Genomic DNA, 22015 nt, shown 5'->3' with positions numbered 1-22015 from the left:
CTCTCCCCGCAAGAGCGGGGCGAGGGAGAAGAAAAAAATCAATCCTTCGGCCGCAGCTTCTCGATCTCGGCATCGCTGGGCAGATAGTCCGCCCCCTTGCGATAGGCGGTGTCGACCATGATGCCCTTGCCGTCCTTCAGCGCGGTCTTGCCGGTGAAGGCGCCCAGCGTCGACTGGTGATCGATCTTGCGGAAGGTGATCTCGCCGAATGGCGACGGCATCGAGATGCCTTCCGCCGCCGCGATCAGCTTCTCCGGATCACTCGAGCCGGCCTTGGCAAGGATCGCCGCCGCCGCCTTGATGGTCTGGTAGCCGACGATCGAGCCGAGCCGCGGATAGTCGTTGTACTTGGCCTGGTAGGCCTTCAGGAACGCGTCATGTTCCGGCGTCTTGATCGCGTACCAGGGATAGCCGGTGACGATCCAGCCTTCCGGCGTCTCGTCCTTCAGCGGATCGAGGTATTCCGGCTCGCCGGTCAGGAAGCTCACCACGGTGCGGCCCTTGAACAGGCCGCGGGTGTTGCCTTCGCGCACGAGCTTGACGAGGTCGGCGCCGAAGGTGACGTTGAGGATCGCTTCCGGGTTCGCCGCGGCAACCGCCTGCACCACTGGGCCGGCGTCGATCTTGCCCTGTGGCGGCCACTGCTCGTCGACCCACTGGATGTCAGGCCGTTTCGCCGACATCAGCTTCTTGAACACCGCGACCGCCGACTGGCCGTATTCATAGTTCGGCGCGATCGTCGCCCAGCGTTTTGCAGGCAGTTTTGCGGCTTCTTCCACCAGCATTGCCGCCTGCATGTAGTTCGACGGACGCAGGCGGAACGTGTAGCGGTTGCCTTTCGACCACGTGATCGCGTCGGTCAAAGGCTCAGCCGCAAGGAAAAACACCTTCTTCTGGTTGGCGAAGTCAGAAACCGCAAGGCCGATATTGGAGAGGAACGTGCCGGTGAGCATCGCGACGTTCTCGCTCGACACCAGCTCGTTCGCCGCGGTCTGCGCATCCGCCGGCTTGCCGCCGTCGTCCTTGGAAACGACAACGAGCTTCTTGCCGCCAATGCCGCCGGCGGCATTGATCTCTTCCACCGCGAGCTGCCAGCCCTTGCGATAGGGCTCGGTGAACGCCGGCAGCAGCGAGTAACTGTTGATCTCGCCGATCTTGATTTCGCTCTGCGCCAAGGCCTGCGTTGTCATGGCGCTCGTTGCCATGCTCGCGACCGCGATCGCCAATCCCGCCCCTACGAAATAACCACGCATCCCGTCCTCCAGTTTTTCTTCAAAGAGATTATCGCAATCCGTCTTCGCCCTTGATCTCGCCGACCGTCAGCCCGCCGACGCGCGGCAGTGGCCGTCCGCTGTCGGTCACCGCGACCGCGACCATGATCTCGTTGGCCCGCGGCGCGTCGTTGATCTGCACCTCCATGCCGTCGAAATGGCTGCGCACGAAAGCCGCGTCCTTGTGCCCGAGCGGAATATCCAGCGTGGTGCCGGGCCCCGAGCGCTTCTTCGACGACGGGATCAGCGCCGCGCCCTTCGACAGCACCTTGCGCACCGGCGCACCCATCTTCGGATGCAGGATCGCTGCCGCATGCTCGAGCTCGCCATTCTCGCCGACGGCGGCGGCCTTGCCGTAGCTGTGCACCTTGGCGCCGTCGATGCCGAGCGCGGCGACGGCCCGCTTCGAGAGCAGTTCGCCGAGTTCCTCGCCGATCGCGATCAACGGCGACAGATCCTCGACATAGCGGCCGGCAAAGGGGTTTTCGATCACGGCGATCGCGGCGGCCCGCCTTGTCGGCGGTGCGATGGTCTTGCCCATCTCCAGATGGGTCTCCTCGACCACGGTGACGATCTTGCGAATGACGGCGCTCATCTTGCCTCGCTTCCAGTCATGCCCGCAGCATGTGTTCTATCGTTTGTCCCTGAAACGCGTGCGACGCCGGCGCCCCAATCCCAGTTGCACCGACAAGCCGCGTTTCGCCCAGTAGACGCAATGCCGCGCCCTCGATCAATCCCGACATCAGGAGGTCGCGCGCCCGCGTCGCCCCCACCTCGAGCGCCTGCTCAACCTCGTGTTCCGCCAGCCGCCCGACATCGCGGGTCACCAGCCGCGCGCCGAGGTCGCTGTCGGGCTGCAGCTCGTTCGCCGCAACGCGCAGGATCGCGGGATGATTGGGCAGATCGACCGCATTGGCGATCACCGTCGCCGCGGCATCCGCTTGCGACGCCGTCCGCGCCAGCACGGTGACGGCATCGGCGATACCGAGCGAAAAGCTGCGGCCGTGCCGGCCGCTGGTCGCGATGCCGCGGACCGGCGTCTCGGCATCGACCGTCATGGTGCGCATCACGCCGTGGCGGTCCGGCCGGTCCATCAGGCCGACGGTGAATTGTTCGCCGTCGCCGAGATGCAGGGCAATGTCGCCGCCGTTGTTGACATAGGCACGGTCGAGCGGCGCGGCCTCAAGCATCGTGCCCAAAACTTCCTCGGCGACCGAGCCCGCGACCGCTGCCATAGGCGTGATGAAGCAATCGGCGGCAAACGGCGCGACCGCCGCATGCATGCGCCGCGCGACCACGCCTCTCAACACGCAACGATTCGGATCGGCTGCACTGCGCAGCTCGGTGAGTTCCGCGCATAGCTCGTCGAGCAAACCGGTGAAGCGCTCGGTCGCCGCTCGATAGGCGGCGCTGACGTCGTCGTCCCTGCCCTTCGCCTCGATGACCAGATCAATCGGACCATCCTGCAAATGCAGCCGCTTGCCGTCAGGAAGAAGCGCGTTTTGCGGAAGCCTAGTCATGCGCGCCGCCCGGGCATCGGCCGGACCTCAGCGCTGTCCCGCAGTGACGACAGCGGCCGGACATAGTCCATGTGACCGCCCAGCGCCGCATAATCGGACCTGCGCATCGTGAATTCAATCGGCGCCACCAGTGCCGGGGTCGGCACATAGCCGAAGGCACCGGCCGGCATCTGCGTGACATCGACCATGTAGGTAATGCCCCCGCCCGGCCAAACATAGACCGGCGCGCCGCCGCTGGTCACCCGCGTCAGCGCGTCCTTGACCGAACGGGTCAGCCGCACCGGATTATCGGTGACGCCGGCGCGCAACGATCCGCCCGCGCCGCCCATGAACAGCACGGTGCACAGCGCCGGCTCGCAATTCTCCTGGATGCGCTCGACCGAAAATCTGAGATCGGCGGGCATCTCGGTCTCGACCGGCTTCAACGCCTCGTCGAGCACGTAATAGGACGCATGCTCGCCGGTGGTCGAGACCATCAGCATGGTGAGCCCCGGCCGCGCCTCCTTCGCATTGAAGGGGCCGAGGATCGACAGCGGATCGGAGATGTTGGTGCCGCCCCATCCGGTGCCGGGATCGGCGACCTGGAAATAGCGGCCCGGCGTCGAGCGCCGCCCCTTCATCTTGATCCCGGTGTCGGCGATGTCGAGCAGCTTGCCGGCCTGGTGCTCGCTGAGCACGCCGGTGATGTGATCGTCGACCACCACGACCTCATCGACCTTGCCGTGCCATTGCTTGGCGAACATGCCGATCGTCGCCGAGCCACAGCCGACCCGCATGCGCTCTTCTGCCACACCATTGACGATCGGCGGCCTGCCGGCCTGCACCACGACGGTGGCGCCGCCGTCGATGGTCAACTCGACCGCCTTGCAGTTGGAGAGATCCATCAGCGTGTCGCAGGTGACGCGGCCTTCCTTCTTGGAGCCGCCGGTCAAATGATGCACCCCGCCGAGCGAGAGCATCTGCGAGCCATATTCGCTGGTCGTGACATGGCCGACCGCCTCACCGTCCGAGCGCACGGTCGCGGTTTCCGGGCCGAGGTAGCGGTCGGTGTCGATCTTCACCTTGACGCCGCAATACGAGAAAATGCCTTCAGTCACCACGGTGACCATGTCGACGCCGTCGACCTCCGACGACACGATGAAGGGCGCCGGCTTGTAATCCGGATAGGTTGTTCCTGCGCCGATCGCGGTGACGAACAGTTCGGGCTGGCGGACGATCTTGCCGTCCCAGTCGCCGCTCACCTGGAACGGAACCAGCTTGCCGCCATGCGACACGGTGCGCTCCAGCACGACGTGCGGATCGACGCGCACCAGCGTGCCGTCATGATTGGCATAGCGGTCGCAGGCGCCGGCCGCGCCCGGCTTGATGTAACACATCACCGGACAGGCATCGCAGCGGATCTTGTCGCCGGCGGCGACGGTCATTGTGTCAGCCATCGTGACCAAGCCTGGACTTGTGGCGGCGGTCGATCATACTGCGCTTCCGCCTCCCATGCATATCGTTCGTATACGAATGATCCTGCGCGCGAGCCCGTGACCTGTCAAGCGGCCTTTGCAATCAAACCGTGCCCTTCGCGTGCGCACCCTGTTCATAAAGCGGGCACGCGCTGCAGCGCGGCATGCCGCCGCTTGCACGTTTGTATACAAACGTTATCCTCGTCGGCGATCCGACGCTGACGTTGCAGCGCAAACATCAAGGGAGAACCGGGGCAATGCGCCTGACCGTGAACGGCAGGAATCATGATGTCGACGCCGCTCCCGACACCGCATTGCTTCACGTGCTGCGCAACGACCTCGAATTGAACGGGCCGAAATATGGCTGCGGGCTCGGCGAGTGTGGCGCCTGCGCGGTGCTGATCGACGGCGTCGCCGCCCGCGCCTGCGTGATTCCGATCGAGGGCTGCGCCGGACGCAATATCGTCACGCTCGAAGGCCTCGGCAGCCGCGAGCATCCCGATCCGGTGCAGGATGCCTTCATTCGCGAACAGGCCGCGCAGTGCGGCTATTGCCTCAACGGCATGATTATCACCACCAAGGCCTTGCTGATGCGCAATCCCAATCCGTCCGAGCATGAGGTGCTGGAGGCGTTGCGCTACAATCTCTGCCGTTGCGGCGCGCATATCGAGATCATCCGCGCGGCGATGCGCGCGGCCGGTCACGCCCTTGAGGCGCGCGATTGATGGTGGACGCACGGGCTCCTGAGCAACGCCAGCGCGGCTCGCTGTCGGTCGTCCGCCCTGCGGTGCTGGGCGCCGAAGATGAGTTCGAGACCTTCATCACCATCACGGCCGACGGCACGGTCAATGCCTATAACGGCCATGTGGATCTCGGCACCGGCATCCGCACCGCGCTCGGTCAGATCGTTGCCGAAGAGCTCGACGTCTCCTTTGCCCGCGTCGTCGTGATCCTCGGCGACACCGCCGTGGTGCCGAACCAGGGCCCGACGATCGCAAGCGAAACCATCCAGATCACCGCCGTTCCCCTGCGCAAGGCCGCCGCGCAAGCGCGGCATTTTTTGCTTGCGCGCGCCGCCGAGCGATTGGAGCTAGCTGTCGACGAGCTCACGATCGAGGACGGGCTGATCCGCGGCCACGACAACCGCAGCGTCAGCTATGGCGAGCTGATCGCGGACGAGATCATCCGGCTCGATCTTGCCGATGAGGTTCCGGTCAAGGCCGTGAGCGCCTATTCGGTGGTCGGCAAGTCGATACCGCGCGTCGATGTGCCGGCGAAGGCGACCGGCGAGCTCGTCTATGTCCACGATGTGCGCGTGCCCGGTATGCTGCATGGCCGCGTGGTCCGCCCGCCTTACGCCGGCGTCGATGCCGGCCCGTTCGTCGGCACCAGCCTGATTGCGGTCGATGAAGCCTCGGTGCGCGATATTCCAGGCCTCGTCGCGGTGGTGCGGATCGGCGATTTCGTCGGCGTCGTTGCTGAGCGCGAGGAGAATGCGACCAAGGCTGCCGCGCAGCTCACGGTGAGCTGGAAGCCCGGACCGGCACTGACCGATCTTGCCGACGTGGAGAAGGCGCTGCGCGCCAATCCCTCGACGCCGCGCCAGCTGATCGACAAGGGCGACGTCGACGCCGCGATCAAGGCGGCCGCCAAGCCGATGCAGCGGACTTACGTCTGGCCCTACCAGATGCACGGCTCGATCGGCCCGTCCTGCGCGGTTGCCGATTACAGCGAGGGCGCGATCCGGGTCTGGTCCGGCACGCAGAACCCGCACATCCTGCGCGGCGACCTCGCGCTGCTGATCCAGCGGCCGGAATCCGAGATCGACGTGATCCGGATGGAGGCGGCCGGCTGCTACGGCCGCAACTGCGCCGACGATGTTTCCGCCGATGCGCTATTGCTGTCGCGCGCGGTCGGCCGTCCTGTGCGCGTCCAGCTCACCCGCGAGCAGGAGCATGCCTGGGAGCCGAAAGGCACCGCGCAGCTGATGGACGTCAATGGCGGGCTCAACGCCGACGGCAGCGTCGCCGGTTACGATTTTGCCACGCGCTATCCCTCGAACGGCGCGCCGACATTGGCGCTGCTGCTCACCGGGCGGATCGCGCCTGAAGCCGCGGTGTTCGAGATGGGCGACCGCACCGCGATCCCGCCCTACGACTACGAGAACATGCGCGTGATCGCCAACGACATGCCGCCGATCGTGCGCGCGTCATGGTTTCGCGGCGTCTCGGCGCTGCCGAACACCTTTGCGCATGAATCCTACATCGACGAGCTTGCGGCGGAGGCGAAGGTCGATCCGATCGAGTACCGGCTGCGCTATCTGAAGGATAAGCGCGCGATCGATCTCGTCAATGCCGTTGCCGAGCGCGCCGGCTGGACGCCGCGCCCGGTGTGGAAAGAGCCCGAGGCGGACGGCGACATCGTGCGCGGCCGCGGCTTTGCCTATGCGCTCTACGTGCACAGCAAGTTTCCCGGTTACGGCGCGGCGTGGTCGGCATGGATCGCCGACGTCGCTGTCAACAAGGCGACCGGCGATGTCAGCGTGACCCGCGTCGTCGCCGGCCAGGATTCCGGATTGATGATCAATCCGGAGGGGGTGCGGCACCAGATCGAGGGCAACGTCATCCAGTCGACCAGCCGCGCGCTGATGGAGGAGGTCTCCTTCGAGCGCGGCGCGGTGGCGGCGCGGGAATGGGGCGCCTACCCCATCATCAAGTTTCCTGAGCTGCCGAAGATCGATGTGTTGATGCTGCCGCGGCAGGATCAACCACCGCTCGGCGTCGGCGAGTCCGCCTCGGTGCCGAGTGCCGCCGCGATCGCCAACGCGATCTACGACGCGACCGGGGTCCGCTTCCGCGAATTGCCGTTCACGCCGGAGCGCATCCTGAAGGGATTGCGCGGCGAGCAACCGGTCGCGCCCGCCCCGCTCCCGCCGCCTGCGCAGACGGCCGACCTCAACAGATGGCAGAATCCCTTTGCAAAGCGCGGCGGCGTGCTCGCCGGCATTGCCGCACTCTGCGCAGCGGCGATCGGCATCGGCGCGGCCGTGCTGCCCTGGCGCGCGATCGCGCCGATCGCCCGGCCCGACGCCTCGGTCTATTCCGCTGCGACGATCGCCCGTGGCAAGGAGCTTGCAGCGCTCGGCGCCTGCGCCGTCTGCCACACGTCGGAGCATGGCGTCCTGAATGCCGGCGGCCGGCCGCTGGAGACGCCGTTCGGCACCATCTACACCACCAACATCACGCCCGATGTCGACACCGGCATCGGCGCCTGGTCCTATCCCGCCTTCGAGCGCGCGATGCGCGAGGGCATCCATCGCGACGGGCGCCATCTCTATCCGGCGTTCCCGTACACGCATTTCGCCAGGACCAGTGATGCCGACCTGCAGGCGCTCTATGCCTATCTGATGGCGCAGACGCCGGTGCGCGCCGAGACGCCGGCCAACGCGCTCACCTTTCCGTTCAATCTGCGGCCGCTGCTCGCCGGATGGAATGCGCTGTTCCATCGGCCCAACACGTTCCAAGGTGATCCCACTAAATCGGAAGTGTGGAATCGCGGCGCCTATCTGATCGAAGGGTTCGGCCATTGCAGCGCCTGCCACTCGCCGCGCAATGCGCTCGGCGCCGAACGGCAGCGCGCCTATCTCGCCGGCGGCTTCGCCGAGGGCTGGGAGGCGCCGGCGCTGACGTCGCTGTCGAAGGCGCCGATCCCCTGGAGCGAGGACGAGCTCTACGCCTATTTGCGCACCGGCGAGTCGCGCCTGCACGGCGTTGCCGCAGGGCCGATGGCGCCGGTCGTGCAGGAGCTCGCCGCGCTGCCCGACCAGGACATCCGCGCGATGGCGGTCTACCTCGCCTCGTTCAACGAGGGCACCAATCGGTCGGCCCACGATGCCATTGCCGCGAAGCTCGAAGCCGGCACCGTCGTCACCACCGCCGCCTCGGCGGGGGCGCGGATCTATCAAGGCGCCTGCGCAGTCTGCCATGAGGTCGGCGGCCCGCCGCTGTTCGGCAGCCGGCCATCGCTGGCGCTGAACAGCAATTTGCACAGCGACGCGCCCGACAATCTGATCCAGGTGATCCTGCACGGCATCGCCAAGCCGGCCGTGACCGATCTGGGCTACATGCCGGCGTTCAAGGACAGCATGAGCGACGGCCAGGTCGCCGAGCTCGTCACCTTCCTGCGGCGGCAATTTGCCCCTGACAAGCCGGCCTGGGCCGATGTCGCCGCCACCGTCGGCCGTATACGGCAGACCATAGCGCGCTGACCTGCCATGTTCCGCCCGATACCCACTGGGCGGGCGGCGCCCGGCAGGCTAAGGTTCCCGCATGACCGTGACAGATATCGCGACCCGGACCTACAACCATGGCTGGCGGCTCGACCCGATCGTGCGCAGCCTGCTGGACACCGATTTCTACAAGCTGTTGATGCAGCAGATGATCCGGGAATGCTATCCGGACACCCGCACGACCTTTTCGGTGATCAACCGCTCGACCCATATCCGGCTCGCCGAGGTCATCGACGAGGCCGAGCTGCGCGCCCAGCTCGACCACGCCCGCACCATCCGCTTCACCAAGAAGGAGCTGATCTGGCTCGCGGGCAACACGTTCTACGGCAAGACCCAGATGTTCTCGCCCGACTTCATCAACTGGCTGTCGAACTTCCGGCTGCCCGAATACGAGCTGCACAAGGTCGACGGCCAGTACGAGCTCCATTTCCACGGGCCGTGGACCCACACCACGATGTGGGAGATCCCGGCGCTCGCGATCCTCAACGAGCTGCGCTCGCGCGCGGCGACCAAGACCTACGGCCGCTTCGCGCTCGACGTGCTCTACGCCCGCGCCAAGGCCAAGCTGTGGGCCAAGGTCGAGCGGCTGCGCAAGCTGGACGGCTTGCGGCTGTCCGATTTCGGCACACGCCGCCGCCATGGCTTCCTCTGGCAGCGCTGGTGCGTCGAGGCGGTCAAGGAAGGCCTCGGCCCCTCCTTCACCGGAACGTCGAACGTGCTGCTCGCGATGGACAACGACCTCGAGGCGATCGGCACCAACGCGCACGAGCTGCCGATGGTCGCCGCCGCGCTCGCCAATGACGACGAGGCGCTGCGCTGGGCGCCCTATCGCATCCTCGATCAGTGGCGCCACACCTATGGCGGCAACCTCTTGATCGCGCTGCCCGATGCCTTCGGCACCAAGCCGTTCCTGCGCGACGCGCCCGATTGGGTCGCCGACTGGACCGGCTTTCGTCCCGACAGCGCGCCGCCGATCACGGCCGGCGAAGAGATCATCAAGTGGTGGAAGCAGAAGGGCCGCGATCCCAAGGAGAAGCTGCTGGTGTTCTCCGACGCGATGGATGTCGGCTCGATCGAGGAGACGTTCCACCATTTCAAGGGACGCGTGCGCGTCAGCTTCGGCTGGGGCACCAACCTCACGAACGATTTCGTCGGTTGCGCACCCGATGGCACCGCCGAGCTCGACCCGATCTCGATCGTCTGCAAGGTGACGTCGGTCGACGGACGCCCGGCCGTCAAGCTCTCCGACAATCCGGAGAAGGCGACCGGCATCCCGTCCGAGGTCGAGCGCTATTTGCGCGTGTTCGGCAATGTCGGCCGTGTTCGCACCGCAGTTCACGTCTAACAAAGCGTTTTCAAGCGAAGTGGACACCGGTTCGCGTGAAGAAAACGCGTCAAATAAAAGACTCCTCGCCAACCCACCACTCCCATCGACTGACCTGACGAGCTTCGCATGCCCGCACCCAAGCCGCCTGCCTTCGAAACCCTGAGCCTGCACGCCGGCCAGCGCCCCGATCCCGCGACCGGCGCGCGCGCGGTTCCGATCTATCAGACCACGTCCTACGTGTTCCAGGATGCCGATCATGCCGCGGCGCTGTTCAATCTGGAGCGCGCCGGCCACATCTACACCCGCATCTCGAACCCGACGACATCAGTGCTGGAGGAGCGGATCGCCGCGCTTGAATGCGGCGTCGGCGCGATCTGCACCGCCAGCGGCATGGCCGCGATGCATCTTGCGATCGCGACCCTGCTCAATGCCGGCGACCACATCGTCGCCTCCGCCTCGCTCTATGGCGGCACCATCAATCTGCTGGCGCACACGCTGCCGCGGTTCGGCATCACCACGACGTTCGTGAAGCCACGTGCGCTCGACGAATTCCGTGCCGCGATCAAGCCGAACACCCGCCTCGTGATCGGCGAGACCATCGGCAATCCCGGCCTCGAAGTACTCGATATCCCCGCGGTGGCTCAAATCGCGCATGACGCGAAGATTCCGCTGCTGATCGACAACACCTTCGCGACGCCCTATCTCAGCCAGCCGATCGAGCTCGGCGCCGACATCGCGATGAACTCGGCGACCAAGTGGATGGGCGGCCATGGCATCGCGATCGGCGGCGTGATCGTCGATGGCGGGCGGTTCGACTGGCGCGCCTCCGGCAAATTCCCGCAGCTCACCGAGCCCTATGCCGGCTATCACGGCATCGTCTTCGACGAGCAGTTCGGCAAGGCCGCGTTCATCATGCGCGCCCGCACCGAGGGCCTGCGCGATTTCGGCGCCTGCCTGTCGCCGACCAACGCGTTCCAGCTGCTGCAGGGCATCGAGACGCTCGGCGTCCGCATGGATCGCCATGTCAGCAACACCCATGCGGTGCTGGACGCCCTCGCCGCGAACAAGGCGGTCGACTGGGTGCTGCATCCCTCGCTGGAGACGCATCCGGATTACGCGCTGGCCAAGAAGCTGCTGCCGCGCGGCGCCGGCTCGATCGTCAGCTTCGGCATCAAGGGCGGCCGCGCCGCCGGCAAGAAGTTCATCGAGTCGTTGAAGCTGATCAGCCATCTCGCCAATGTCGGCGACGCCAAGACGCTGGTGATCCACCCCGCCAGCACCACGCATCAGCAGATGGACGCCGAGCAGCTCAAGGCCGCCGGCATCGGCGAGGAGCTGGTGCGGCTGTCGGTCGGCATCGAAACCGCTGAGGATATCATCGACGATCTCGGCCAGGCGCTGCGCGCCTCGCAAAGGACTTAAGCCCATGCAGCTTTCCGTGAACGGATCAGACACCTTCATCGCGACCGGCGGCAGGCCGTTCGATCCGTCGCTGCCGGCGGTGGTGATGATCCACGGCGCCGGCTTCGATTCCTCGACCTGGGCGCTGCACAGCCGCTGGTTCGCCCATCACGGTTTTTCCGTGCTGGCGCCGGACCTGCCGGGCCATGGCCGCTCCGCCGGCAAGCCGCTCCCGACCATCGCCGAGATGGCCGACTGGATCGCGGCGCTGATCACGGCGGCCGGCGCATCGAAGGCGCGGCTGATCGGCCATTCGATGGGATCGCTGATCGCGATTGAGACCTCGGCGCGGCATCCCGACAAGGTCTCCGGCCTCGCGCTGATCGGCACCGCCGCGACCATGACGGTCGGCCCCGATCTGTTGAAGGCCGCCGAGGCCAATGACGTCGCTGCGATCGACATGGTCTCGATCTGGGGCCTCGGCTTCAAGGCCGAGCTCGGCGGCAGTCTCGCGCCGGGCCTGTGGATGCATCAGGGCGCGCAGCGGGTGCTGCAGGAGGCGAAGCCCGGCGTGCTGTACAACGACCTCAACGCCTGCAACGCCTACCAGAACGCGCTCACGGCTGCTGCCGCGGTTAGGGTGCCCGCCACCTTCGTCCTCGGCGAACGCGACATGATGACCCCGGCCAAGGCCGGCAAAACACTCGCCGCCGCGACGCCGAACGCCCGCACCGTCGTACTGTCAGGCGCCGGCCACATGATGATGGTCGAGCAGCCGGACGAGCTGCTGGCGGCGTTGCAGTAGCGCTCGAGACCCCTCAGCCGGCTCCGGTGCTTTCGCATTCGAAGTGCCTTTGCCGCCGCCACTGCCGGTGACGTTGGCGAACCTCCCTCGAAGGCGAGCGGCCCCAAAATATCGAAAACAACCCCATGCAAAGTAGCCGGGGGGCCGCCGGCCCTCGGACAAGCAACTTGACACGTCGGGCAACTCAGCGATATCTTCTATTATTCCGAATTTCCGCGAACGCGCCGGAGCCACCGATCTTTCAGGAAATCCGGCTCGCCATCAGGAGCAAGGCAGCGAAGCAACCGATCGGTACGAGATGGGAAAACTCCCGATGTCGCAGGATGGTCAAAGCTGCCGCTGCGAGAATGACGGCGCAGAGGGTCAAGCCGGCTGCACGGGTTGCCGGTAGTGTGACCAGGATTGCGGCCGATATCTCCAATCCGCCGGTGACCCGGCACCACCACGCGGGATACCCCCATCGAACAAAGTTGCTCCGCGTCGTCGACGTCGCGATCGCATTGAACAAACCTGCACTGGCGAAGGCAGCGGCAAGCAGCCTGATGAATATCGTGTGCATGACCTAAGCGACCGCCAACACATAAGCGCGCAACTCGTCGATGATCGATCGCCGCGAAGGATTCCAGCCGAGTTCGCGCTTCGCTTTCTCGCCCGAGATGATCTGATCGGAGGCGATCGCATCGGCGAAACCCCAGAGGACCTTGCGCGCCTCTTCGAGCGGCCATGCCGCCACTCGGCCCCCGGCACCGCCCAACTCGCTCGCTGCGCGTGCGATCTCGACGAGCCGCGGCGCCGAACCGTGCGCGCCATTGAAGACGGATCCCGCCGGTGCCTGCTCGAGCGCGAGCGCATAGAGATCGGCCAGATCGTCGGCATGCACGGTCGACCAGCGATTTTGACCGTCACCGACATGAAGTGCCGCACCATGTTCCTTGGCCGATGCGACCATCATCATCGCGGCGCCGCCCCAGTTGCCATACACCCAGGCAGGCCGGATAACGACCGGATGGACGCCCCCGGCTTCGGCCGCGAGGATCTCGCGTTCCAGCGCCTGGCGCCAGCGGACCATCTCGACCGGGTTCAGTGGAGTGTGCTCGGTCACTGACGTGTCACCCGTGGAGCCGTAGACCAGGCTGCCACTGGTATAGATGAAGCGCTGACCCGTTCCGCGCTGCGCTTCGAGGATCGCACGCGTCGCAATCTCATCGAGAGACGCAGCGTTCTGATCGTTGGGCGAAGCGGCATGGACGACGGCGTCCACGCCCCGTACCGCCGAGGCCAAGCTCACCGGGTCGGCAAGCTCACCTGTCTCCGCCACGAAGCCTCGGTCGAGCAGCTTGGCCGCGCTCGCTTCCGACCGGGCGAGTCCCACGACTTCATGACCTCCCTCTTTCAATCGGTGCGCTACCGCACCGCCGATCAAGCCAGTCGCGCCTGTTACCAAAACTCGCATGTCGATCACCCTTCAATTTCGGTGAATTCAACAAAGCGGAACGGCAATGCGGATGGAAATCGCGAGTTCTGATGTGGCGCTATCGATCGCGCCGATGGCGTCAAGCCGAGGCGGCGATTTTGGTGATGATGCCGCGCAGCCAGGCAATAGCCCCATGCGTATCCGCCCGCCGGTGCCACATCAGGTGGAGTGGCCAGGTGGGCAGTTCGAGCGGCGGATCATAAATCGCTATGCCTGCTCCGGTACCAGCGAACCTTCGTGCGACCCGGGAGGCCAGCGTCGCGATGAGGTCGGTCCCGGCGATCACGAAGGGGGCGGCCAGGAATTGTGGCAGGCTCAGCACGACGCGTCGTTCGAGGCCGAGATCGGCAAGCCTCAGATCGACGATCCCGGAGCGGTCGCCTTCCGGAGAGACCAGAAGATGCGGCGCCGCTGCGAAAGCCTTGAGGCTTGGACCATCCGCGAACGCCGGGTGTCCCTCCCGCACGACGCAGGCGAAACTCTCAAAAAAAAGCGGGCTGCTGATAATGCGCGCCGACGTCTCGACGGGGAAACCGATCGCCAGATTCGCCTCGCCGCTGTCGAGCAGCGTGATGGCTTCGTCTCGTCCGAACATCCCGCAGACCCGCACGTTGATGTGTGGGGCATCGATGCTGAGGCGGGCCATGAGCGGCGGCAACAAGACGAACGCCGCATAGTCGCTCATCGCGAGCGTGACGGTATTGTCGGCCGTCGCGGGGTCGAAGCTATCGGCCTGTAGCGCGCTCCGGAGAAGCCGGAGCGCATCCGAGACGGGACCAGCAAGGTCATGGGCGCGGGGCGTTGGCTGCATGCCTGAAGGCGTTCGCACGAAGAGCTCGTCCCCAAGAAGCTCTCGCAAGCGCGTGAGCGCGCCGCTCATCGCCGACTGGCTGAGGCCGATCCGCGATCCGGCGCGCGTCACGTGGCGCTCCGCGTACAGCGCATCAAAGGCCTTCATCAAGTTGAGGTCGAAGCCGGCTATATCCATGTGGCCGACCATAAGGGAATGCGCCGAACGGGGATAGCGGCCGTACGTCAAGCGCACGCCGCTCAGGAGGCGGCGCCGAGGGTCAATAGGTGCCGTCCTCCTTCCAGTCTGTGCTAATGTGGTGCGTCATTTGGTGCAGGTGGAGCGTGCACTCACAAATCGAGGTGGCTCGGATCACGCGCGTTGGATGTCTGCCATGGCCCTGACAGGAGCGCGAAAGCGGACATTGCCGTAAGTCCGAGAGGGTCAATAGGTGACATTCGAGATGGAAGAGGCCGTCAGCGTCAGCAAGCGAACGTTCTTCACCTTATTGCTCCCGGACGCCCCCCTTCCTAAGCCCATCGAGTATGTCATCGATCTCTCGACGAAACTGCGGGTTGGTTGACATTGGGTAAACGAGATCACGGTACCAATGGATCGTAAAGTCTGGTCGGCGCTTGTTCAATTCAGTCAAGCTCCGCTGTGCCTGTTCCAATTGCCCCGTGGCTCCATAAGCCGATGTCAGATCCACATAGGCGAACCAGGGCGAGTTGTTCAGATTGACCGAGCGCCCGCATTCCTCGATCGCTTCTCCATATTGATGGAGGTGCAAGTGTGCATGGCAGAGCCAGAAGCGCCACTGGAAAGCAAAAGGATCTCTGGGACTGAGACGGAGAGCCAACTGGGCCGGCGAGAAGGCCTCGCGCGCTCGCCCGGAGACGACGAGTGCAATTGCTTTAGCAGCGTAGGCAGCTGGATTATTTGGATCAATTTCGAGCGCAGCATCGAATTCAGCCAATGCCTCCTCAGGATGTCCAAATAGAAGAATGGTTCCCTTGGTCGTACGAGCACTCGCGCTTGCCGCGTTTTTGGACAGAACTCTGTCGATGAGGTCGATTGCTTGCATTTTGTCTTCAACAACGGACGCAGACCATCGGTTGTTCGCACCAATTGCTAAACACCGCGCTTTGCCAATCATGGCCTCAACGTTGTCCGGATCGAGGCGCAACGCACTGTCGAACAGCTCTTCTGCCTGAACGTTTTGGATCTTCGACTGCGGCTCGTAGAGCTTTGCCCAGCCGCGCATCGTGAAGTCCATGGCGTCTGGATTCGTTGATCGGTCCACTTCGCTGCGGCGGCTTTCGGCTTGGATCAGTTCAATGTTCAGTGAGCGAGCGAGCCGCGCTGTGATCTGGTCCTGCAAAACGGCGAGGTTCGTGCGATCGCCGTCGAAACGATCGGACCAGACGTCGCGATTGCTCGCGACATCGGTAAGTGAGACGTTGACCCGGACCTGCTCCCCGTTGCGCCGCACCGCGCCTTGGACCGCCCAGCGGATGCCAAGATCTTTGCCGAGCGTCCTGAAGTCGATCTGCTTGTTCTTGTATGTAAAGGCCGTTCCGCGTCCGATAACGAACGCGCCGGGCATTTGCGCGAGGTCGGTCGTCAGATCAGTCGTAATGCCATCGGCGAAATAGTCCTGCTCCGGATCGTTGTTGAGGTTTGCGAACGGCAGGACGACGAGTGACAAGCGGGGAGCAATGTCGGGCCGGGCGGTAGCCTCCCTCTGCGTCTGCTGCTTGTCCGGGAACACGTCGGTGCGGAGCGTTTTCCACACAGTCCAGTAGCCGATGAGACCACCCGCGATCGCGCCTATTGCGGCAATCGAAGCGAGCGCCCCACCGATCAACTGCAATCGCGCTCGGAGGCGCCCCTTAAAGTTGAGAGTCGACGCCGATTTGTCCGTTGGCTCGTTATCAGATGCCGTTTCGTTCAGTGGGCCATCATCGGATGCCGGCTTGTCCGGTAGGTCGTTGGAGAATTCCGACTTCGTCACCATAGCCTCCCGCAGGGGCCAAACGTCCGGATACTCAAGCCTAGCAGATTTGTTGCGGCTTCACTTGGTCAACGTTGCTGACTAAGTTTTCACGCCTCTTACAAGTCGTTGCAGGACGGTGGTCGCTTTTACGACGTTGAATAGATTTCCGGTCAGGGTCTTGGTCGTGTAAAAACGCCAGTCCCGAGGCAGTCGGGACTGGATTGGTGTCATGCCGCGATCGCAGCCATCAGCGGCTTGATCCCGACGATGTTCATGACCCGTGTCAGATTGTAGGCCAGGACGGAGAGCGCCATTTCGGCCGCCACTTTCGGAAGCGTTTTGGTGAGGAAGTGTGTCGCTCCCATGCGGGCCTTCATGGTGCCGAACGGATGCTCGACAGTTTCGCGGCGCTGACGCATGGCGTGCGGGCTTGCATCAAGGCGCTGCTGCACAGCCTCGAGCAGATGCTCATGCTCCCATCGCGTAATCCGCCGTTCTGACCCAGGCGTGCATTGGGTCTTGAGCGAACAGCTTTGACAGGCCGTGGTCCAGTAGCGCCGCAGCACCTTGCTGTCTTCTTCATTCGTATAGCGATATGATAGCCGCTCCCCGGCCGGGCAGCGATAGACGTCCTCCTCTGGCAAATAGGCAAAGTCCTGTTTACCGAAGCGTCCGTCTGCCTTAGCGCCGGACGTTAGCGGTTTGGGCAGAGTTACCGTGATGCCCGCTTCGTGGCACGCAAGGATCTCTGGGCTGTTGAAGTAGCCGCGATCGGCTACAGCTTCGAGCGTCTCAGTCTTCAGAACAGCCTTCGCCCGCTTGGCCATATTGGCAAGTTGTGCCCGATCCGAGCCGCTGTTCGTCACCTCGTGCGTCACAATCAGATGGTGTTCGGTGTCTACGGCGACCTGTACGTTGTAGCCGACAACACCAGAGCCGCGCCCGCTCGTCGCCATCGAGCGGCTGTCGGGGTCGGTCAGGGAGATTTGCTGGTCGGGTGACGCAAGCATCTGCTTCTCGTAGACGGCAAGCTTGCCCATTTCCTCCTTCAGTTTCGTCAGCTTCTCGGTAAGCCTCGTCACCTTCGTGGCCAGGGCCTCGGTCGGCTCCTGGCGGTCGGCCGTGTCAAGTTGGCTCAGATAGCGCGCGACGCTCTCCTCCAACTGAGCACGCCGTCGCTCCATCTTCGCGCGCGTGAAGTTCCTGTCCCGGTTGTTCACGGCCTTGAACTTGCTGCCATCGATGGCGACGCTCGCCGTCGCCAGCAGACCCATCTCTCGGCAGAGTTCGACGAAGCGCGCACATACCCTGCGCAGCGCCAGGCCGTTGTCCTTGCGGAAGTCCGCAATCGTCTTGTGATCGGGAGCGAGCCGACCCAGCAGCCACATCACCTCGACGTTGCGCCCGGCCTCTCGTTCCAGCCGCCGGCTCGACTGTACCCGGTTCAGATAACCGTAAATGTAAAGCTTCAGGAGCACCGAGGGATGGTACGACGGCCGACCGGTGGCCGCCGGCTCCACACCCTCAAAGCCCATCTCAGCCAAACCGAGCGCATCGACAAATACGTCGATCACGCGAACAGGGTTGCTCTCGTCAATGAAGTCATCGAGGCATTCGGGCAACAGCGACCGCTGTCCACGATCCGCCTCTTCAACGAAGCGCCTCATCGATTCCCCCAAAGAATCACAGGAGAATCATAACAGCAGCCCAGCGTTTTCACACAGCCAGGGTCACAACCGGTAAAGCTCAGCACGAGCACTAGATTTCCGCTTCGCCTCCAAGACCCGACATTTTGCGCGAGCACGACCACGCAGGCTGTCGGAAACAATTTCCAAGCGGCTGCTAGAGCATGATCCGGAAAAGTGCGAAGCGGTTTTCCGAAAAGATCACGCTCAAACAAAGAGCCAAAGCGCGATGACGATTCAACCTAATCTCACCGCGCTTTAGTGGCACCCGTCGGACGGCGAAGGCGCTGTTTGGCGGACGATGCCGCGACGCCGAATGCCCGCGTTGTGGTGCTGCGAGGCGCCGGCCACATGATGATGGTCGAGCAACCCGACGAGCTGCTGGCGGCGCCGCAGTAGCGGTGCTCGAGGCCTCCTTCCCTTCTCCCCTTGTGGGAGAAGGTGGCGCGGACGCAGTCCGCGACGGATGAGGGGTCTCTATCCGCGGAGAGAACCCCTCACCCGGTTTCGCTGCTTTCGCAGCGAAACCACCCTCTCCCACAACGGGAGAGGGTGCATCTCGTGCGCGGCTGGGACTATCCTTACTGCTTCGCCGGCTTCCTTTCGATCGGATGGATCTCGATCGCGCGCAGGCGGCCGAGGCGGAGCACGTCCATCGACAGGCTCCGGTCGATCCGGCTGTGATCGAGCGCGCGGATCAGGTCGTCGACACCGTTGATCTCGATGCCGTCGAGCCTGATCACGACGTCGCCGGGCAGCAGCGCCGCCCGCGCGGCCGGGCTGTCCGGTTCGATCTGCATCAAGAGCGCGCCCATCTTGTTCTCGACCCCGGCCAGTACCGCGTGCCGCCGCGGCACCGGCGCAGTCTGCCCGGCAACGCCGATATAGGCACGGCGGACATAGCCGTGCCGGATGATCTCGGACAGCACGAACTGCGCGGTGTTGCTGGCGACCGCAAAGCAGATGCCCTGCGCGCCGTTGATGATCGCGGTGTTGATGCCGATCACCTCGCCCTTCGACGACACCAGCGGCCCGCCGGAATTGCCGGGGTTGAGCGCGGCGTCGGTCTGGATCACGTCCTCGATGGTGCGCCCGCTCACCGAGCGGATCGAGCGTCCCAGCGCCGACACCACGCCGGCGGTGACCGTCGATTCGAAGCCGAGCGGATTGCCGATCGCGACCACGAGCTGGCCGCGCCGCAGCGTCTTGGAGTTGCCGAGCGACGCGTAAGGCAGATCGCGCGCGCCATCGGCCCGCAGCAGCGCGAGATCGGTGTCGGGATCGACGCCGAGCACATGCGCATCGGTGACGAAGCCCTCGGTGTCGCGCAGGCGGATCTCCTTCGACGATCCGACCACGTGGCTGTTGGTCAGCACGAACCCGTCGGGCGAGATCACGATGCCCGAGCCGAGGCCGCCGCGCTCGCGCGCATTGCGCACCTTCGGCCCGGTTTCGACCCGGACCACGGCGGGCCCGACGCGGTCGGTGACGTCGATCACGGCATTCGAATAGGCATCCAGCAAGGCCCGGTCATCGACCTGGGTTGCGACCTGGGCAGCATCGGCCGTCGCCGCTGACGGCGTGTCACCGGCGGTATCTGAGGTAATATCCAGCATGGCGAGAGTCCTTTGGTCTCCTCAGATGGTGACCGGCTCTCGCCGCCGCAAGTGGTTACGCCCTGCACCTGCCCGGATGGCTAGGGCTGCGTCTCTGACGCGCGATTGACTCAGTGTCATTCCGGGGCTCGCGAAGCGAGAACCCGGAATCTCGATGCACGACCTCTGGATTCCGGGTTCGCGACTTCGTCGCGCCCCGGAATGACGGAATGGACTGTCAAGTCACGGACACAACGCTAGGTCGCCCGCCGCAACACCCCGCCGCGCGCTTTGACCGGATCGAGCAGCGACCAGTCGCCCTCCGGCAGCACATGGCCTTTCGGGAACGGCGCGCGCAGCTCGAGGCCGAGCGAGCGCAGCACGCGGTCGTCGCGGTAGTAGCATTGCAGCACCACGCGGACGAGCGTCGCCGCGGCCGCGCCGCCACGGATACGAAACTCCTGCGCCACCGCATCGCGCCCGGCATCGTCGAGCTCGGCGAGCGGCTTGCCGGCGAGATCAGCCAGATGATCCAGCGCCTGTGCGACCAGCGCGGTGTCGCGGCCGAGCGTCGCCAGCATGTCAGCCTGGATCGCGGCATCGTCCGCCCCCGGCACCTTGTACTCGTCGCTTGCGGGAACGATCATCGCGGCGACGGTGCGCAGATCGGCGCGCTGGGCTGCAGTCAGTTGATTGCTATCGGACATGTCGGTCTCTGGCGGTCTCAGTCGAACAGATTGGCGAGGCGCTGCTTCATCTGGTCGGCGATGTAGAGCGCAAGGGCCTGGATGGTGGAGGTCGGGTTCACGCCGCCCGAGGTGACGAAGATGCTGCCGTCAACGATGAAGAGGTTCTTCACGTCGTGCGAGCGGCCCCATTCGTTGACCACGGAGCGCGCCGGATCGGTGCCCATCCGCGCGGTGCCGAGCAGATGCCAGCCGCCCCACGGGATCGGATCGTTGACGCAGATATCGGTGGCGCCGGCGGCCTCGAGAATCTCCCGGCCGCGCGCCAGTCCATGGTCCATCATCTTCCGGCTGTTCGCGCTGATCGTGTAGTCGATCTTCGGCGCGGGGATGCCGTGGCTGTCCTTCAACACGGGATCGAGCGTGACGCGGTTGTGCTCCTCCGGCAGATCCTCGCAGATCGCCGATACCGCGAGACGATGGCCGTTGAGCTTGCGGAACACGCGGTGATGATCCTTGCCCCAGGGTAGGATGCCCTTCTGCTCGCTCGCGACCGCCTCGAACACCGGCCCGGCGCCGCGGCCGAACTGGATGCCGTAGCCGCGGACGAAGCCGCGCGACAGATCGGTGTCGTAGAACTCCTTGCTCCACAGGCAGGTCGGCGGGGCGCGGTTGCTGTCGGTCGGCTCCTTCACGAAGCCGTAGATCTGCGCGTAGGGGTGGAACATCAGGTTCTTGCCGACCAGGCCCGACGAGTTGGCGAGGCCATTCGGGAATTTGCCCGACACCGAATTGAGCAGCAGCCGCGGCGTGCCGACACCGTTGCAGGCGATGATGACGACCTCGGCCGGCTGAAACTGCTCGACGCCGTCCTTGTCGTAATAGACGACGCCGGAGGCCATGCCGTGCTCGTTGGTCAGGATCTCGCGCACCCGGCAATGGGTCTTCAGCTCAACCCCGGCGCGGACCGCGTGCGGCCAGTAGGTGATGTCGGTCGAGGCCTTGGCACCCTGCGCGCAGGCCGGCGTGCAGTGGCCGAGATTGATGCAGCGCGCCCTGCCCTCGTAATCCATCGTCGCCACGGTCGTGTCCGACGGCCACCAGTGCCAGCCGAGCTTGTTCATGGCCTTGCCGATCAGCGGGCCCGACAGCCCGAGCGGCTGCTGCGGCATCGGCGGGTGGCTCAGCGGCGACAGCGGATCGCCCGACAGGCCCGAGACGCCCATCATCCTATCGTTCTCCTCGAAGAACGGCGTGAGTGCGTCGTAATCGATCGGCCAGTCATCGGCGACGCCGTCGAGCGTCTTCACCTTGAAGTCGGACGGATGCAGCCGCGGCCAGTGCGCGGTGTACATCACCGTCGAGCCGCCGACGGCGTTGAAGTTGACGACCTTGATCGGCGAATTGTCGTCGTTGATCGGATAGTCCTCGGGCCGCTTGCGGACGTTCGGGCTGGACGACCACTCGCCGTAGAACTTCGCCTCCCAGTCGCGCCCGGTGCTCGGATATTCGGCAGGATTCATCCAGCCGCCCTGATCGAGGCAGAGGATATGCATCTTGGTATCGGCGAGGCTCCAGGCCACCGCGGCACCGGACGCGCCGGCGCCGATGATCAGGACGTCAACGGGATCGTTCTTCATTCTTGTTCCTTGATCTCAGATGACCCCGTCATTCCGGGATGGTCCGAAGGACCAGACCCGGAATCTCGAGATTCCGGATTCGA

Annotated in this window: 18 protein-coding genes; 6 read left to right on the top strand and 12 right to left on the bottom strand. The window is 64.8% G+C overall.

Annotation, left to right across the window (positions count from 1 at the left end):
* Positions 1-38 precede the first annotated feature (38 nt).
* The 4 genes from ACVW1B_RS05150 to ACVW1B_RS05135 are packed head-to-tail and all read right to left on the bottom strand — an operon-like array spanning position 39 to position 4227.
* Positions 39-1253, bottom strand: a complete 1215-nt coding sequence (locus tag ACVW1B_RS05150; protein ID WP_456821289.1) for an ABC transporter substrate-binding protein — start codon at positions 1251-1253, stop codon at positions 39-41.
* Between the two features lie 28 nt (positions 1254-1281).
* The gene (locus ACVW1B_RS05145; protein ID WP_456781301.1) at positions 1282-1866 is read right to left on the bottom strand and encodes an amino acid synthesis family protein; all 585 of its coding nucleotides are present in this window, start codon (positions 1864-1866) and stop codon (positions 1282-1284) included.
* A 16-nt stretch (positions 1867-1882) separates the two neighbouring features.
* Positions 1883-2791, bottom strand: coding sequence for a UPF0280 family protein (locus ACVW1B_RS05140; protein WP_456821288.1), 909 nt, complete (start codon positions 2789-2791; stop codon positions 1883-1885).
* A complete protein-coding gene (locus tag ACVW1B_RS05135) occupies positions 2788-4227 on the bottom strand; it encodes a 6-hydroxynicotinate reductase (RefSeq protein ID WP_253587491.1) in 1440 nt (479 codons plus the stop codon). Before ACVW1B_RS05135 ends, ACVW1B_RS05140 begins: the two co-directional genes overlap by 4 nt.
* Positions 4228-4502: 275 nt before the next feature.
* Here ACVW1B_RS05135 and ACVW1B_RS05130 point away from each other — a divergent pair, with 275 nt between their 5' ends.
* From ACVW1B_RS05130 to ACVW1B_RS05110, 5 genes are all read left to right on the top strand, one after another.
* Positions 4503-4970 carry a 2Fe-2S iron-sulfur cluster-binding protein gene (locus tag ACVW1B_RS05130; protein WP_438079305.1) on the top strand — a complete coding sequence of 156 codons (468 nt, stop codon included), beginning with the start codon at positions 4503-4505 and terminating at the stop codon, positions 4968-4970.
* Positions 4970-8512, top strand: coding sequence for a molybdopterin cofactor-binding domain-containing protein (locus ACVW1B_RS05125; RefSeq protein WP_456821287.1), 3543 nt, complete (start codon positions 4970-4972; stop codon positions 8510-8512). The genes ACVW1B_RS05130 and ACVW1B_RS05125 overlap by 1 nt, the downstream gene beginning before the upstream one ends.
* 61 nt (positions 8513-8573) lie before the next feature.
* The gene (pncB, locus tag ACVW1B_RS05120; RefSeq protein ID WP_028343682.1) at positions 8574-9878 is read left to right on the top strand and encodes a nicotinate phosphoribosyltransferase; all 1305 of its coding nucleotides are present in this window, start codon (positions 8574-8576) and stop codon (positions 9876-9878) included.
* Between the two features lie 108 nt (positions 9879-9986).
* Entirely contained in the window at positions 9987-11282 is a 1296-nt protein-coding gene (locus ACVW1B_RS05115) for an O-acetylhomoserine aminocarboxypropyltransferase (protein ID WP_456821286.1), read from the top strand.
* Between the two features lie 4 nt (positions 11283-11286).
* On the top strand, positions 11287-12066 hold the full coding sequence (locus ACVW1B_RS05110; protein WP_456821285.1) for an alpha/beta fold hydrolase: 780 nt from the start codon (positions 11287-11289) through the stop codon (positions 12064-12066).
* A 241-nt stretch (positions 12067-12307) separates the two neighbouring features.
* Here ACVW1B_RS05110 and ACVW1B_RS05105 read toward each other — a convergent pair whose 3' ends face one another.
* The 5 genes from ACVW1B_RS05105 to ACVW1B_RS05085 all read right to left on the bottom strand — a co-directional run bounded on the left by ACVW1B_RS05105 (position 12308) and on the right by ACVW1B_RS05085 (position 17993).
* Positions 12308-12625, bottom strand: coding sequence for a DoxX family protein (locus tag ACVW1B_RS05105; RefSeq protein ID WP_456781307.1), 318 nt, complete (start codon positions 12623-12625; stop codon positions 12308-12310).
* A 3-nt stretch (positions 12626-12628) separates the two neighbouring features.
* Complete coding sequence (locus tag ACVW1B_RS05100) at positions 12629-13519, bottom strand: NAD-dependent epimerase/dehydratase family protein (RefSeq protein ID WP_456781308.1); 891 nt, start codon at positions 13517-13519, stop codon at positions 12629-12631.
* 100 nt (positions 13520-13619) lie between these two features.
* Positions 13620-14528, bottom strand: a complete 909-nt coding sequence (locus tag ACVW1B_RS05095; protein ID WP_456821284.1) for a LysR family transcriptional regulator — start codon at positions 14526-14528, stop codon at positions 13620-13622.
* Positions 14529-14835: 307 nt separating this feature from the next.
* The gene (locus tag ACVW1B_RS05090) at positions 14836-16347 is read right to left on the bottom strand and encodes a tetratricopeptide repeat protein (protein WP_456821283.1); all 1512 of its coding nucleotides are present in this window, start codon (positions 16345-16347) and stop codon (positions 14836-14838) included.
* Between the two features lie 206 nt (positions 16348-16553).
* A complete protein-coding gene (locus ACVW1B_RS05085; protein WP_253607763.1) occupies positions 16554-17993 on the bottom strand; it encodes an IS1182 family transposase in 1440 nt (479 codons plus the stop codon).
* 309 nt (positions 17994-18302) lie between these two features.
* On the opposite strand from ACVW1B_RS05085, the gene ACVW1B_RS05080 reads away from it, so the two are divergent.
* Entirely contained in the window at positions 18303-18410 is a 108-nt protein-coding gene (locus ACVW1B_RS05080) for an alpha/beta fold hydrolase (protein ID WP_456821282.1), read from the top strand.
* A 182-nt stretch (positions 18411-18592) separates the two neighbouring features.
* Here the strand turns inward: ACVW1B_RS05080 and ACVW1B_RS05075 are convergent, their stop codons facing one another.
* From ACVW1B_RS05075 to ACVW1B_RS05065, 3 genes are all read right to left on the bottom strand, one after another.
* Entirely contained in the window at positions 18593-19627 is a 1035-nt protein-coding gene (locus tag ACVW1B_RS05075; protein WP_456821281.1) for a S1C family serine protease, read from the bottom strand.
* A 236-nt stretch (positions 19628-19863) separates the two neighbouring features.
* The gene (locus ACVW1B_RS05070; RefSeq protein WP_456821280.1) at positions 19864-20313 is read right to left on the bottom strand and encodes a hypothetical protein; all 450 of its coding nucleotides are present in this window, start codon (positions 20311-20313) and stop codon (positions 19864-19866) included.
* A 17-nt stretch (positions 20314-20330) separates the two neighbouring features.
* The gene (locus ACVW1B_RS05065; protein ID WP_456821279.1) at positions 20331-21932 is read right to left on the bottom strand and encodes a GMC family oxidoreductase; all 1602 of its coding nucleotides are present in this window, start codon (positions 21930-21932) and stop codon (positions 20331-20333) included.
* Between the last annotated feature and the right edge of the window lie 83 nt (positions 21933-22015).

Source organism: Bradyrhizobium sp. USDA 4502 (assembly GCF_054063355.1).
Note: the sequence above shows the minus strand (reverse complement) of the source record. Positions and strands in the feature narration are given on the sequence as shown.